We start from the raw sequence: 14001 nt of genomic DNA, 5'->3' as shown, positions 1-14001 counted from the left end.
GAGGGCGAGGCCTCCGAACCCCGCCCGACAACCAGCCGGTTACTTCTTCTCCGGCGCAGACGCCACATGCAGCGTCTGCGTGGGGAAGGCGAACGCCAGCCCGCGGGCCTCGATCGCGCGCATGATGGCGAGATTGAGCCGCTGCCGCAGCGCCATGTGTTTGGCGAAGTCCGGATCCTTCACGACATAGACCACCCAGAGATCCAGCGACGAGGCGTTGAAGTCGCGGAAGTAAACATGTGTATCCGGCACGTTGACCTCGGGCTGCGACTCGATGAGGGCGCGGATCTCCTGCACGACCGCCTCGAGCTGGTCGGGCTTTGAATTGTAGGTCAGCCCGAAGACCTGCTCGACGCGGCGCGAGGTGAAGCGCGACAGGTTGGTGATGGCCTCGGCGGCGACCGTCTTGTTGGGAATCACCATCAGCGACTTGTCCACCAGCCGGAGCTTGGTCGAACGCAGGCCGATGTCCTCCACCAGGCCCACATTGCCGGCCACGCGGATGGTTTCGCCGATCTTGAAAGGCTGGTCGATGGCGACGACCACCGACCCAAAGATGTTGGCGATGGTGTCCTGCGCCGCGAGGGCGAAGGCCAGGCCGCCGATGCCGAGGGCGCCGAGGGCGGCCTTCACGTCGGCCCCCAGGCTCTGCGCGATCAGCAGCACGCCGAACACGAAGACAATGGCGAAGAGCGTCTTCTTGATCCAAGGCATGAACGGCGCGACCCCCAGGTGCTTGTGGGCCGCGATCTCGGCCAGGTGGTCGAGCACCGTGTTGAAGGCGCGCAGGACCCCCCAGAAAATCACCAGCGAAAAGGCGGCGGTGTAGGCGTAGCCGAGCGTTTGGTCGGCCGTGGCGGAAAACTTGAGCACCTTGATCGAAGCCACCGTGCCCACCACGACGATGGCGGCCTTCACCGGCCCTTCGAGCGCCGGGAAGAGCTTGTCGTCAAGCGTCGTCTCGGTGCGGGCGGCGAGCTTCCGGAAGAAACCGAAGATGAAGGTCGTGACGACCTTGCGCAGCACATAGGCAATCAGCGTGATCAGCAGCGCGATGGCGTAGTGCGTCCAGGTGTTGCCGCTGCTGCGGATGTCAAAAATGCCGAGGATCTCATCCACGAGATGCTCGAGAAAATCCGGCACATGCGGCTCGGCCTGGCCAACGGCAACCGCAGCGGCGGCCTGGGTGGTGACTTCCGGGCCGGCGGCCGGCTTGTCGGCGGCGGATTCTTGCGCGAACCCGGCGGCCAGCAGGGCAACGAAGAGCAGGAGAAGACGGAGGACTTTCATGCGGACTGGGCAATCAACCGTCCGACCCGGGCTTGTCAAAGGTTTCGACGTCCGGGGAAGGCTGCCCCCGGACGCACGCAGCCCCCTACTCCCCGCTTGCACCGGACACGAGGAACCGCCCACACTCCGCCCCCTCATGTCCCTTCCGCTTGCCGCCATGTTCAGTGCCATGCCCTGGTGGGCCTGGGCCGGGTTCCTCGTTTTCATCACCGCCATGCTCGCGCTCGACCTGGGCGTGTTCAACCGCAAGGCCCATGAGGTCTCGCTGAAGGAGGCCCTCACGTGGTGCGGCGTGTGGTTCGCCCTCGCCATGGCGTTCAATCTTCTCGTCGCGCTCAAGATGCCGGCCACGGAGGCCAGCAAACCCGCGCTGGAGTTTTTCACCGGCTACCTGATCGAGCTCTGCCTGAGCGTGGACAACGTCTTCGTTTTCATCGTCATCTTCCAGTATTTCCGGGTGGAGCCTCGCTACCAGCATCGCGTGCTGTTCTGGGGCATCATCGGCGCGGTGGTCATGCGCGCGATCTTCATCTTCGCGGGCGTGTCGCTGATCAACAAGTTCCACTGGATCATCTACGTCTTCGGCGCGTTCCTCATCTACACCGGCATCAAGCTGGCCCAGCCGAAGAAGGAGGATGGCTTCGACCCCGAGAAAAACCCGGCCGTGAAGCTCGCGCGCAAGGTCATGCCGGTCACCAACCAGTTCGATGGCGGCAACTTCTTCACCCGCGTCGGCGGCAAGCTCCACGCGACCCCCATGTTTCTCGTGCTCCTGATCGTGGAGACGACCGACGTGATGTTCGCCCTCGACTCAATCCCGGCCGTGATCGCGATCACCCGCAACGAATTCATCATTTTCACCTCGAACATCTTTGCGATCCTCGGCTTGCGCTCGCTCTACTTCGCGGTGTCGGGCGTGATGAAGCTCTTCCGGTTCATCAATATTGGCCTCTCGGTCATCCTGGTCTTTGTGGGCTGCAAGATGCTCGCCACCTACTTCAGCTTCCACGTGCCCATCGGCTGGTCGCTGTCCTTCATCGCGACGGTGCTCGCCGCCTCGATCCTCGCCTCGGTGCTGATCCCGGTAAAGGTCCCGAAGTCCCCGTAGGACAAAAAAGAAACCGCCGGGGCCTGTAGTCAGGCTCCCGGCGGAGTTGCCCGCTTGTGGCGGGCAGGTCACCCGGCGACCTACCCCTAAGTCGCCGGACTGATTGCCCAGTAGAAAGCTTATTCCATGCCGAACCGGACCAAGGTTTTGGTCCGGCTGGAATCGGGCTTAATTCACAGCGATCTTACGGGGCTTGAGCGCCTCGGCCTTGGGCAGCGAAACCCGCAGCACGCCGTCCTTCAGCTCCGCATGAATCTTGTCGGCGTCCACGGTGTTGTCGTGCTCCAACACGAGTTCGTAGGGCGCATCGACCGACTCGCGATAGACGGCGGTCCAGCCCTCGGGCTTCTGCCAGGCACGGCGTCCGCGCACGATCACGCGCCCCTCCTCGGCAGTGAGTTCGAGGCCTTCCTTGTTCACACCGGGCAGGTGGGCGGTAAGTCCCCAAGCTTCCTTGCTCTCAGTGACTTCGTAGGCGGGCTTGAGGGTGAACTCCGGTTCGGCGTTGGCGGACTGGGCCTCGCCGTTTTCACGACGGGTCAGCGAACGGCTGAGGCGCGGAACGATCTGATTGAGAATGCTCATGGTGGTGTCTCCTTTGATTGATGGGATTGATGAAGCGGGGATGCGGACTCAGTTGACCGAGATGTTGATTTTGCGCGGCTTGGCCTGCTCCTGCTTGGGCAGGGTGACGGTCAGCACCCCATTTTCGTAGCTCGCGCCGACTTTGTCGGCCTGCACGGCCTCGGGGATCGAGACAGAGCGATTCAGCGTGAAGGTCTCATCCTTGTGCTTGCGGGTGGCGTTGATGGTCAGGAAACCGTCAACCATTTCGACGTTAATGTCGTCCCGGTTTACACCCGGGAGTTCGGCGCGGACGTAGGTGTTGTCCTTGTCCTCGTAGAGATCCACGGGGAAGCGGGGCGCGAGCGCCGGCGCGGCGAAGTCGCCCAAGGTGGACTCAAACAGGCGGTCCATCTCGGACTCCAGGGCGGCCCAAGGGCTGCGGTTGGCCAGCGCGGGAATCAGGCTGGCCGTGCGGGGATAGGTGTAACGGATGATGCGGTTCATGGTAGGATGTCTCCTGTGGTTGTGGGTTATACGGGTTGGCACCAAGGTGCACCCCGCGTGCCGCTCACTCCGGATGACGCAACCGTCGAAAAAGTCGGGACTTGCATCAGAGCCACACAAAACAGGTGGGAAATTTCGCCCCGCTGTGTGACTCACGGACCGGGAAAGTCCGTCCCAGAGAACGTTTTTCCGTGGCTCCCGCGGGGCTCGCGGTTTCAATCCCGCTTTCCGACATGCATTTCGACTTCGACCAGGAAATTGACCGCGCCCAGAGCGACAGCCGCAAGTGGCGCAAATACGCCGGCCGCGACATCATTCCGTTGTGGATCGCCGACACCGACTTCGCGGCCCCGCCGGCCGTGGTCGCCGCCCTCCACCGCCGCGCGGATCACGGCGTGTTCGGCTACGCCGGCCCCCTGCCCTCGCTGGTCGAGGCCACGGTGGAATACCTTGCCCGGCAATACGGCTGGAAGATCGAACCCAACTGGATCGTGTGGCTCCCCGGCCTGGTCACCGGCCTCAACCTCGCCGCCCGCGCCGTGGGCGAACCCGGCGACGCCATCCTCACCGCCACCCCGATTTATCCGCCCTTCATCAGCGCGCCGACCAATCAGGCCCGCCAAACCATCGGCGTGCCCCTGGTCCCGGGCGCCGACGGTCGGTATGTGTTCGACTGGGCGGCCATGGAACGCGCCGTCACGCCCCGCACGAAAATCCTCTTCCTCTGCAGCCCGCACAATCCCGTGAGCCGCGTCTTCACCCGCGCGGAACTGGAACAGGTCGCGGCCTTCTGCACCCGGCACAACCTCGTGCTCGTGTCCGACGAGATCCACTGCGACCTCATCCTCGACCATCTGCCGCATATCCCGACGGCCTCGCTCTCCACGGAACTCGCCGCGCGCTCCATCACCCTGATGGCCCCGAGCAAGACCTATAACATCGCCGGCCTCGGCTGCTCGTTCGCCGTCATCCCCGACGCGAAGCTCCGCACGCAATTCGTCCGCGCCGGCGCCGGCATCGTGCCGGAGATGAACCCGCTCTCCTACGCCGCCTGCGAAGCCGCCTTCCGCGAGGGCGAGCCGTGGCGCCAGGCCCTGCTCGCCTACCTGCGCGGCAATCGCGACCTCATCTCCTCGTTCCTCCGCGAACACCTGCCGATGATCACCATGACGCCCTGCGAGGCCACCTACCTCGCCTGGCTCGACGTGTCCGCGCTCGGCCTGAAGGACGCGGGCTATTTTTTCGAGCAACATGGCCTCGGCTTCGCCGACGGCGCCCAATACGGGGCGCCCGCCGGCAAATTCGTGCGCCTCAACTTCGGCTGCACCCGCGCCACCCTCACCGAGGCGCTCCATCGCCTCCAGCGCGCCGTCGCTGCGCGCTGAGCCCCCGCCGCATGCGCATCGGCCCATACGAGTTCGCCTCCAACCTGTTCCTCTCGCCGCTGGCGGGTTACACCAACCTGCCCTTCCGGCTCGTGGTGCGCGAAATCGGCGGCCTGGACTGGACGACCACCGATCTCGTCAACGCGCGCTCGATCCTCGAAAAGAATCCGCGCGGTCTCCAGCTGATCAAAACCTGTCCGGCGGAGAAAATCCTCTCCGTCCAGCTCTTCGGCTCCGTGCCCGAGGAGATGCGCGACGCCGCGCTGCTGGTCGAGTCACTTGGCATCGCCGCCGTGGACATCAACATGGGCTGCCCCGTGAAGAAGGTCGTCAGCGTCGGCGGCGGCTCGGCCATGATGACCGAACTCGACAAGACCGCCGCGCTGGTCCGCGGCATGGTCGAGGCGGTGAAAATTCCCGTCACCGCCAAGATGCGGCTCGGCTGGGATGAGAACAACCTGACCGCCCCCGACCTCGCGCGCGTGCTCGAGGATGTCGGCGTGGCCGCGATCTTCGTGCACGGCCGCACGCGCGCCCAAGGCTTCGGCGGAACCGTCAATCTCGCCGGCATCCGCCAGGTCGTCGAAGCCGTGAAGTCCATCCCCGTCATCGGCAACGGCGACGTCACCACGGCCGAGGCCGCGAAGAAGATGTTCGACGAGACCGGCTGCGCCGGCGTGAGCATCGGCCGCGGCGCGTTCTACAATCCGTGGATTTTCCGCGACACCCGCCACTATCTCGCGACTGGCGAACTGCGCCCGGAGGCCGGTTATCCCGAGCGGGCCCAGGTGATGCGCCGCCATCTCGAGCTGATGATCGAGGTCTTCGGCGAGGACCACGGCTGCCGGCTCTTCCGCAAGCCTGCGTCGTGGTATGCGAAACGCTTCGGTCCCGCGCGCGAGTTCAAGAAGGGCGTCACGCAGTTCAGCTCCCGCGCCGAGTTCGAGGCCCTGCTCGCGCACTATGAGCAGTGGCGCAGCCAGTTCCTCGACGAGCGCGGCGAACTGAAGCCGCAATACCGGCCCGACCCGATGGTCGCCTCGTTCATGCGCGATGACGACGACCCGGCCGTGATGCGCCGCGACGCCATCCCCGTGCCCAAGGGCCCGGTGGACACATGGTAGGACCGGTCTCCGACCGGTCGCGCAGCTTCGGCGATGCGTTTTGGGCCGTCCAAAGTCAGGCCTTGGTTCCGTGTCATACGCCAAGCTCGCCAAACGCGGCCCGCCTCCGCAACCTGATCCCATGTCGGACCTCCTCCACCTCTGGGGCATCTACCTCGGCACCCTGATCGGCCTGCTGCCGATCATCAACCCGCTGTCCGCCGGGCCGACTTTTCTCGCCATCACAGAGGGCGACAGCGAGCAACGCCGCCGCGAGCAGGCGCTCAAGGGCTGTCTCTACATGGTGGCGATCCTCGTGAGTTTCCTGATCGGCGGCACGTTCATCATGAATTTTTTCGGCATCTCGATCCCCGGGCTGCGCATCGCCGGCGGCATCCTCGTCACGCGCATCGGCATGGACATGCTGCGCGCGCCGCGGGCCGACGCCTCCACCGAGGCCGAGCAACGGGAGGCCGCGCGCCGCAAGGTGGACATCTCCTTCTCCCCTCTCGCCATGCCGATGCTGAGCGGTCCCGGCTCCATCGCCGTGACGCTCGGCTTCACTTCGCTCGCCACGGGCTGGATCGACTACGCGGCGATCATCGCCGGCATCATCACCGTGGCGCTCCTGACCTACGCCGTGCTGCGCATGTCGGGCGGGCTCGTGAAATTCATCGGCCCGGTCGGGGTCAACGCCATGACCAAAATCATGGGCTTCCTCATCATGAGCATCGGCGTGCAGTTTGTGGTGAACGGCGTGCTGGGCATCGCCACCGACCCGGCGCTGCTCCAGGGCATTCGCCGCGTGTTGTCGGGCTGAGCAAACGGTGCGCGGCTCAATGCCGGTGCTGCACGACAGCTCCGGTCTTGTCCTTGAAGGTCAGCAGGCGGGTGGCGTCGTCGTAGCCTTCAAAACTGATGCCCAGTTGCGGGTTCACGAGATCGCCGGGCTTGTAGGAAGTGCCGCCGAGGAAGATGCGGGGATTCGCGCCTCCGCGCACGCCACCGATCTTGAGATTCTGCACCCAGCCGCGGAACGCCACGCTGGGCGGGGGCGGCGGAGGCGGCTCGACCGGCTTGGCTTCCTCCGGCGGGTTGGCCGCCGGAGCGGGCGTGGCTGGTGCTGGCGCCACAATTTCCTTCACCGGCTCAACCGTGGCGGCCTCGGCCTGCTCCACGGCCTTCTGGGCGGCCGCAACGGCCTGGGCCTGCGGGGTCACCGGCTGGGCGGCCAGCTTCGGCTTGGGCGGCGGGGGTGGCGGCTCAGCCGTGAATTGGAGGTAGGCAAAAAATCCACCACCCGCGAGCACGAGCAGGGCAACCAGCCCACCGGCCAGCATGATCAGCTTCTTCTTGGAACCCGGTTTGGCCGGGGCGCCCTGCGGGCGGGCAGCCTGCACACTGGCCTCGGCCACGGCTTTCTTGAGCCCGGGCGGGGGAGGAAATTTTGTCGGGGGAGGAAAGGCCGCGGGCGCGGCTTTGGCCGGATCGGCGACTTCCGCCGGCTTGGGCGGAGGCGGCGCGCTCAACACCGGCGGCGGGGCATCGGCCGCGGGCGGGGGGGCATCGGTTGCGGGCGCAGGAGCCGGAGTCGCCGCCGCCTTGGGTTTGAGTCCAAATTTAACCGGAGTTTTCGGGGCCGACTCAGCCTCGGAAGGAGCCTCCACCAAGGGTGGCGGCTCGGCGGCGGGTTGAGATTCGGGGGCAGGGGCCGGAGTCGCTGTCTCCATGGGCGCGGCGGACAAGCGCGGCTTGAGGCGCACAGGCTCGGCAGGGGCCTCCGGGACCGGTTCAGCCGGAGCCGCGGCGGGTTCCGCCGGAGCGGCCGCAGGCTCGGGCGCCGGCGACAGACGCGGCTTCAGACGCACCAGTTTGGGCTCCTCGGCGGCAGGCTGGGCCGTGGGCACTGGCTCCGGGGCGGGAGCCGCGGGAGCAGGTTGAGCGGCCGCAGGATCGGCAGACAGCTTGGGCTTCAGGCGGAGCTTGGGCGTGTTCTCTTCGCTCATGGCCAGAACGCCTAGCAGTTTAGTCGCGTGGCGAAAACAAAAAGATTTCGCGGGTGCCGTCATCTGTCTTGTGACGTGGCAGGGGCCCGCCTAGCCTGCCCTCATGAAACGCGCGGCGGACCAATACGGCGGCATCAGTTCCGTCGCCGTCAAGAAGGCCACCGGGCGGACCTGGGCGGAATGGTTTGCCGTCCTCGACAAGGCCGGCGCCGCCAAGCTGCCCCACAAGGAAATCGCGCTCAGATTGCAGCGCACACACCGGCTGGCCGACTGGTGGGGCCAGATGGTGACTGTCGGTTACGAGCAGGCGCGCGGCTTGAGACTCAAGCACCAGAAGACCGACGGCTTCGAAATCAGTGTGGCCCGCACCATCGCCGCCCCCGTGGACCGCGCCTTCGCCGCCTGGCGCGAGGCCGCCCAACGCGAGCAATGGCTGCCGCGCACCCCGCTCACCGTGCGCAAGGCCACGCCGCACAAATCCATCCGCATCCTCTGGGCCGACGAGACGCTGCTCAGCGTGAATTTCTGGCCGAAGGGCCCGTTGAAGTGCCAGGTGGTCCCGCAGCACGGCAAGCTGCCCTCGCCCGAGGTGGCCGAAAAGATGAAGGCCTACTGGGCGGAGAAACTCGACGCCCTCGGCGCCTACCTCGAGAAGTGAGGCGACTGCTCCTGTTGCAGTCGGGCCTGTTCCTGCTCGCCCCGGGAGCTGTCCCGGAGCTCTGACGCCGCCTCTGGGGCCCGGTCACTTTGGAGGACCTGCGGCAGTTCGACCGACTGATCAAGGAGTCGCCGCTTCCGATCAAGGAGCTGCGCCGCGGGGCACCTAGGCCCAAAAAAAGTCTGCCCTTCAACCAGGCGGTCATCCAGCTCAACCCAAAGTTCGACTCCGACGGCCAGCGCCGCCTCCAGTGCTCGATCCGGTTCCGCGATGTCTTCAAGCGCCTTGCCCCCCGGCGCGAATCGCGCCCCGCAGGCGCGGCCCGACCTCTGAGGTGAGGAGGTCCCCGACCCCATCCACTCGCCGCCGCGCACACGCCGCGCACCCGGCCGCCGCGGCACATGGCCTGCTGGGCCTGCCCCGTGCCGCCCTCCGCCTCCCCTCTGTTTCTGCCTTTGCGCTATCTCGGCTCCCTCCGTTGGCCGAAGGTCATTCTCTGGTGCTATCTCTGCTGGTATGTGGGCATGGTGAGCCGGCATTTCGATCCGGCGCCCCGGCTGTGGCTGACTTCGCTCGGGATCAGCGGCCTCATCGGCCTGGCCTTGATCCTCAGCACCGCCACCACCGGCAGTCCGCTGGACGGCTGGACGCGCTTCCGGCTTTTTCTCATGCCGTTCTGCGTGTCGAGTTACTCGGCCCTGATCAAGGATCAGGGCTTCATCCTGCTCTTTTCCCCGGCCTGGGACGACAATCTCTTCTGCCTCGCACTGTGCGCCACCTTCGTGACGGCCCAGCGGTTGATCCGGGCGCTGCGCCCGTCTGCGCCGGCCTGAAAATCGCATTCAGCGCGCGGGAATCGGGTCTCCGGCCAGCAACCGTTCCTTGGCCACGAACCACAGCGGGTTCCCGTCGTCGTCGAGCACCGGCATGATCTGCACGTCGGCCCGGTAGGCCGAACCGTCCTTGTGATAATTGACCAGCTCCTCCCGACAGGGCCGGCGGGCCCGCAATGCGACACGGATGCGCTCGACGGCCGCGCGATCCGTGCCCGGACCCTGCAGGAGCTGCCCCGGCCTGCGTCCACGGAGTTCGTCCAAGTTGTAGCCGCACATTGCGGTGAAGACTGGATTAACCCACTCCACCAAACCGAGAGGGTTTGTAACCACCAAGGCCGGTGGTTGTGGCGGTGGCGGCGGGTCACCTAGATCGGCCAAAATTCTGGCTTTTAGAAATTCAGGTGCCTGACGGTAAGCCATACCCGGTGTGGTAACAGCAGCGGCGAACACCTCATGCAGAGCAGCGACATGCGCCCTCAGGACACCGTGATACTCCATCAAAACGTCAAAGGCCTCGCGATCCAGCGCGGTCATTTCGCCGGAGGCATAGAGGACAGCTCGGTCTTGTAGGTTGTCTGCGAGCATGAATAAAGGCGTAGGTTACTACGCGTCTCAGTAAAAACTGGATTCATCTTTGTCAGCCAAACACAAAAAAGCCCCGTGGCTTGGAGCCGCGGGGCTTTGGGTAAAACAGGCTGGCGCCTTCAGCGCCGCACGGACTTACGAATCGCAAAGAGCGCGACCAAACCCATGGCGCTCAGGAGAGCCGTGGCGCCGGAATCCGGAACGCCCGGGGGCTGGGTGGTTCCCTTCACATTGGTGAACGAGAAATTGAGATCGTCGTAATCCATGTCGCCACCCCCGAAAAGATCCTCAAATCCGACATAGGTTTCAGTGGGGGAGTAAGCATCATCTACCACGGCATGCACGAGCCCATCGGGGTTGCGGTTTGCCGGTCCGCTGTAGTAGGTGTAACCAGTGTTCTGCACATAGATACCGAAAATCAATTCAGTGCCGGCTGTGAAGTTGCCCAGGCTCATCGTCGAACCGACCGGCGTCACTTGGTTGTTGAAAATGGTGCCCAGAATATTGCCGGGAGAGCTGAGGAAGAGCAAGTTGGTGTAGCCAGCGGTATGGCCCAAAAACTTGGCAACGACTTCACCGTCGTTTTCGACGACCACGCTGCCGCCGAGGATCGGAACAGCGTGAGCCGACGGAATGGCCAGAGCCAATACGGCCGAGGCGATGGATGCTTTAATCAACTGACTAAGGGTGGTTTTCATTGGGGGTGAGCCCCGGTTAGCATGCAGTATGCCTCACGCGAATCAGAGTCGCAGGATGTCATGCAAGTGACTATCCTGCTTAGTAATATATTTATCGCAGCCTCGCATCTGTTGCCTGCCTTCATGCGCCTGCAACCTGGACTTTGTAAGCAATTCCTACGCTTCAACGGGGCCGCGAACTTGCTGGATTACTCGATATTCAAGCGGGCGCCGGCGTCTTGCTTGAACCCATACCCATCGCCTCCTTGATCCAACTCCACGCGCGGCGCAGGCCGACTTCACAGGTGCCCGTGATGTGGTAGGTGCGGGCGAAGAGTTCCTCGTGCCCTAAGTAACGAGGCGGTAACAGCAAGAGCGTGCGGTTCTTGTCCGTCTTCGCGTCGTGCCCGAGCACTTCGGAGTAGAACACGCCCTTGCCGACCACGAGCCCCTCGCGCGGCACCGGCACCTCCCGCAGCGGCAGCACCAGCCACGGACGAAACTTGAGCGTGAGCGCGCCGTCGGCGGCCTGGTTGAGCCGGCCATAGGTGCGGGCCGGCACGCCCTCGAACTCGGAACCGGTGAACACCTTGTTGCCGTCGGCATAGAGCTTGAAGCGCTTGCGCCGCACCGTGAAGAAATCCCAGCAGAACACCGACCCGAACACCATCAGGCGGAACGCCCAGCCGGCCGTGAAATAGGCGATGATAATGATCAGCACCGACAGCGTGGCGCCGACCACCGGATCAATCCACGCCGTCGCCGTCACGAGGCCGAGCAGCGAGGTGCGCACGCCCTTCAGCACGGCGTCGATCGCGCCCCACGGGCTGATCAGGATCAGCACGTTGATCGCATGCGAGGTCAGCCAGACCACGCCGAAAACCACCACCGACAACGGGACCATGAGCAGGCTCAACAGCCAGCTGACGTCGAACGCGGCCACCGGCAGCATGGCCAGTCCACCGGTGTGGATCACCACCGTGTCACCGAGCCCAGACGATTCCATGATGAGCTTCGAGCCAAAGGTGACCAGCGAGGGAATCACCGCGCCCGCGGCCACGAGCCCGCTGGCCTTGTTCTCGATGGTTTCGAGAATATCGAGCGGCTTCTTCCAGCCGGGCGGCAATGCTGCGCCCGCCGCGTCCTTGGCCGCCACCGCGCCCACGGCGAGAATGCCGACCGCCCAGAACGCCGGGTTCGCGAACCACGGCAGATTGGCCTTCTTCTCGGGCGTGTCCGCCTGGAAATACTGGTAGGCTCCGACGGCGCTCACGCCGAGAAGTGGGGAAATCGCAATGCCGGTCACCTGCGTGGCCAGCGCCGCGAGCTCGAGGCCCGGTGTCTTGACGGCCTTCGCCTCGGGCTTGGCGGCCGACTGCGCCAGCAGCGGCAAGCTCAGGAGGGTCAGACAAAGCGCCAGGGCGAGCAGCGGAGAAAAACGTTTCATCCCGCGAACCTAGGCGTCCGCGGCCTTTTTGAAAGCCCGCAAATGCAGCGTTGGGCGTAGGGCCGGTCTCCGATCAGCCACCTCAGTATGCGGGAGCAATGGCCAGTCAAAGACTGGCCCAACCTCCTCACTCCAACCCCGCCGCCTTGGCCAGGTCGGCCCAAGCGTAGAAGTGGAAGACTTTGCCCTCGGTCATGGCCACAAAGAGCCCGCCCGGAAACCCCGGCAGTTCAACCGGTGTGACGTCGCTGCCGTCGCTCTGGATGGCGGCCACTTCCACGGCCGCCAGCATCGGGTGATCGTGCGGCTTGCCGGGCGTGCCGGCGCGAGGGAAGATCTGGAAACGGTAGGCCTGCTGGTCGGACACGAGCACGTAGCCTTGCCCTCCGGACTTCGGGTAGATCGAGATGCCCTCGTGGTCGGACGCGAAGCCGGTTGTGCCGAAGAGCGCGAGCTCTCGGTTGGCATCGGGTGCGTCGGGGTCGGCGGCGTATTTGCGCACGCCGAAAGTCTCGTCGGAGTAATAAACGTAGCCCAGCTCGGCATCCACGCCGATGGCCTCGATCTCGGCCCGGCCGCTGTAGGCGCCGAATTGCCGCACAAGCGTCATCTTGATCTGGCCCGTGCCGTCGTCCTCGAGCCGGTATTGCGCGAGGTAGCCCTCGGCGGGGCCGGACTTGCCGCCGACGATAGCGAAGATCGCACCGTCGCGCGGGCGCTGGTAAAGGGCCACGCCCATCGGCGCGCGCTCGGGGTCGCCGTTGAACACGACGAGGTCGCCGCGATCAACGGCGGCAAGATCGGGCAGCGTGAACACGCGCAGGCGCTTCTGCTCGCGCTCGGTGACGACCGCGATATCCACCCGCCGGCCGCCGAGCGGGAAACCGGTAGCGAGGTCCACATTGTTCGGCCGCTTCAAACCGGTCACGCGGTGAACGATCTTTCCGGCCAGGTCGTAGGCGAGCAGCGCGCCGTCGGAGTTCTTGTCGGTGCCGATCACGAGACTCTTCGCAAGGTCGGCCCGGTTGATCCAGATCGCCGGGTCGTCGGTGTCGTGCTTGGCCGGCTCGGTGATGACGCGCGGCTGCACGGCATTGGTGCGATAGCCCGGTAGCGAAGCGGCAGCGGGCGACTGCGCGAGCACGCAAGCCGCCTTCACGGCATCCTCGAACGCCTCGTCGTCGGCCTCGTCCCACGCGACCTTGTCGCGAAAGTAGTCCGCCCAGCGGAATTCCTGGAAAAAGACATCCTTTCGTTCGTGGAAACCGTGGGTCTCCATCACGCCCCAAGCCAGGCCACGCCAGGGATCGCGCTGCATCGCGAGCAAACTGGCGGGCAAAGCTGACGCCGGCTGCGGCCGGCCCTGGCCATCCTTGAGATAGGCATAATTGTTCGCCTGCATGCGCGCCCAGAACTCGGCCGGCGCGAGGTCGGACCAGTTGGCGAGGATGTGGCCGTAGGCGGTCTTGTCCGCATGCTTCGACTCGATCAGCGAGCGCAGCGTGTGATGCCCGTCGGTCAGGTAGGGCACGCCGCCGGGTCCGATGACCACCGGCACGTCCTTCTTGATGAGGTAGGCCTTCAGCTCCGTGGGCGACATCGCGTCCATCTTGGCCTGCTTGTGGACGACCTCGCGCCAGCCGTGCGAAAACTGCGTGGGGTGCAGCTGGCGCGCGTCGATCGTGCAGGCGGTGCCGGCCGGGAGGTCGGCGCGGAAAGCCACCGGCCCGGTCTGCGCACAGACCGCAGACAGCAATCCAGCCAACGCCACGAGGAGGGAGAAAAATTTGTTCATGGAAATAGGCCGAGCCGGCGGGCTTTCAGCCGCACCGGCC

14 protein-coding genes are annotated in these 14001 nt (G+C 65.1%); 6 read left to right on the top strand and 8 right to left on the bottom strand.

The features are described from left to right. Positions 1 to 39 precede the first annotated feature (39 nt). On the bottom strand, positions 40 to 1290 hold the full coding sequence (locus ESB00_RS02635) for a mechanosensitive ion channel family protein (protein ID WP_129046176.1): 1251 nt from the start codon (positions 1288 to 1290) through the stop codon (positions 40 to 42). Positions 1291 to 1426: 136 nt separating this feature from the next. Here ESB00_RS02635 and ESB00_RS02630 point away from each other — a divergent pair, with 136 nt between their 5' ends. Beyond that, entirely contained in the window at positions 1427 to 2398 is a 972-nt protein-coding gene (locus tag ESB00_RS02630) for a TerC family protein (protein ID WP_246026399.1), read from the top strand. Positions 2399 to 2566: 168 nt separating this feature from the next. On the opposite strand, the gene ESB00_RS02625 is transcribed toward ESB00_RS02630, so the two are convergent. Together ESB00_RS02625 and ESB00_RS02620 are read right to left on the bottom strand one after the other, a co-directional pair. Then, entirely contained in the window at positions 2567 to 2983 is a 417-nt protein-coding gene (locus ESB00_RS02625) for an Hsp20/alpha crystallin family protein (protein WP_129046175.1), read from the bottom strand. Positions 2984 to 3031: 48 nt separating this feature from the next. After that, a complete protein-coding gene (locus tag ESB00_RS02620; protein WP_129046174.1) occupies positions 3032 to 3469 on the bottom strand; it encodes an Hsp20/alpha crystallin family protein in 438 nt (145 codons plus the stop codon). A gap of 233 nt (positions 3470 to 3702) precedes the next feature. Between ESB00_RS02620 and ESB00_RS02615 the strand changes: the two genes are divergently transcribed. The 3 genes from ESB00_RS02615 to ESB00_RS02605 all read left to right on the top strand — a co-directional run bounded on the left by ESB00_RS02615 (position 3703) and on the right by ESB00_RS02605 (position 6777). Further along, positions 3703 to 4854 carry a MalY/PatB family protein gene (locus tag ESB00_RS02615; protein WP_129046173.1) on the top strand — a complete coding sequence of 384 codons (1152 nt, stop codon included), beginning with the start codon at positions 3703 to 3705 and terminating at the stop codon, positions 4852 to 4854. An 11-nt stretch (positions 4855 to 4865) separates the two neighbouring features. Next, entirely contained in the window at positions 4866 to 5978 is a 1113-nt protein-coding gene (gene dusB / locus ESB00_RS02610) for a tRNA dihydrouridine synthase DusB (protein ID WP_129046172.1), read from the top strand. A gap of 121 nt (positions 5979 to 6099) precedes the next feature. Beyond that, positions 6100 to 6777, top strand: coding sequence for a MarC family NAAT transporter (locus tag ESB00_RS02605; RefSeq protein WP_129046171.1), 678 nt, complete (start codon positions 6100 to 6102; stop codon positions 6775 to 6777). A gap of 16 nt (positions 6778 to 6793) precedes the next feature. Here ESB00_RS02605 and ESB00_RS02600 read toward each other — a convergent pair whose 3' ends face one another. Beyond that, complete coding sequence (locus ESB00_RS02600) at positions 6794 to 7963, bottom strand: flagellar basal body-associated FliL family protein (RefSeq protein WP_129046170.1); 1170 nt, start codon at positions 7961 to 7963, stop codon at positions 6794 to 6796. 103 nt (positions 7964 to 8066) lie between these two features. On the opposite strand from ESB00_RS02600, the gene ESB00_RS02595 reads away from it, so the two are divergent. After that, positions 8067 to 8621: an SRPBCC family protein gene (locus tag ESB00_RS02595; RefSeq protein WP_129046169.1), complete on the top strand. Its 555-nt coding sequence runs from the start codon at positions 8067 to 8069 to the stop codon at positions 8619 to 8621. 401 nt (positions 8622 to 9022) lie between these two features. Beyond that, positions 9023 to 9454: a hypothetical protein gene (locus ESB00_RS02590; RefSeq protein WP_129046168.1), complete on the top strand. Its 432-nt coding sequence runs from the start codon at positions 9023 to 9025 to the stop codon at positions 9452 to 9454. Positions 9455 to 9463: 9 nt separating this feature from the next. Here the strand turns inward: ESB00_RS02590 and ESB00_RS02585 are convergent, their stop codons facing one another. The 4 genes from ESB00_RS02585 to ESB00_RS02570 all read right to left on the bottom strand — a co-directional run bounded on the left by ESB00_RS02585 (position 9464) and on the right by ESB00_RS02570 (position 13961). After that, positions 9464 to 10042, bottom strand: a complete 579-nt coding sequence (locus ESB00_RS02585) for a PAS domain-containing protein (RefSeq protein ID WP_129046167.1) — start codon at positions 10040 to 10042, stop codon at positions 9464 to 9466. A 119-nt stretch (positions 10043 to 10161) separates the two neighbouring features. Beyond that, the gene (locus ESB00_RS02580) at positions 10162 to 10740 is read right to left on the bottom strand and encodes a DUF4114 domain-containing protein (RefSeq protein WP_129046166.1); all 579 of its coding nucleotides are present in this window, start codon (positions 10738 to 10740) and stop codon (positions 10162 to 10164) included. A gap of 199 nt (positions 10741 to 10939) precedes the next feature. After that, entirely contained in the window at positions 10940 to 12166 is a 1227-nt protein-coding gene (locus tag ESB00_RS02575; RefSeq protein ID WP_129046165.1) for a hypothetical protein, read from the bottom strand. A 127-nt stretch (positions 12167 to 12293) separates the two neighbouring features. Continuing rightward, complete coding sequence (locus tag ESB00_RS02570) at positions 12294 to 13961, bottom strand: phytase (RefSeq protein WP_129046164.1); 1668 nt, start codon at positions 13959 to 13961, stop codon at positions 12294 to 12296. Positions 13962 to 14001 lie beyond the last annotated feature (40 nt).

The organism is Oleiharenicola lentus, assembly GCF_004118375.1.
GTDB lineage: Bacteria > Verrucomicrobiota > Verrucomicrobiia > Opitutales > Opitutaceae > Lacunisphaera > Lacunisphaera lenta.
Note: the sequence above shows the minus strand (reverse complement) of the source record. Positions and strands in the feature narration are given on the sequence as shown.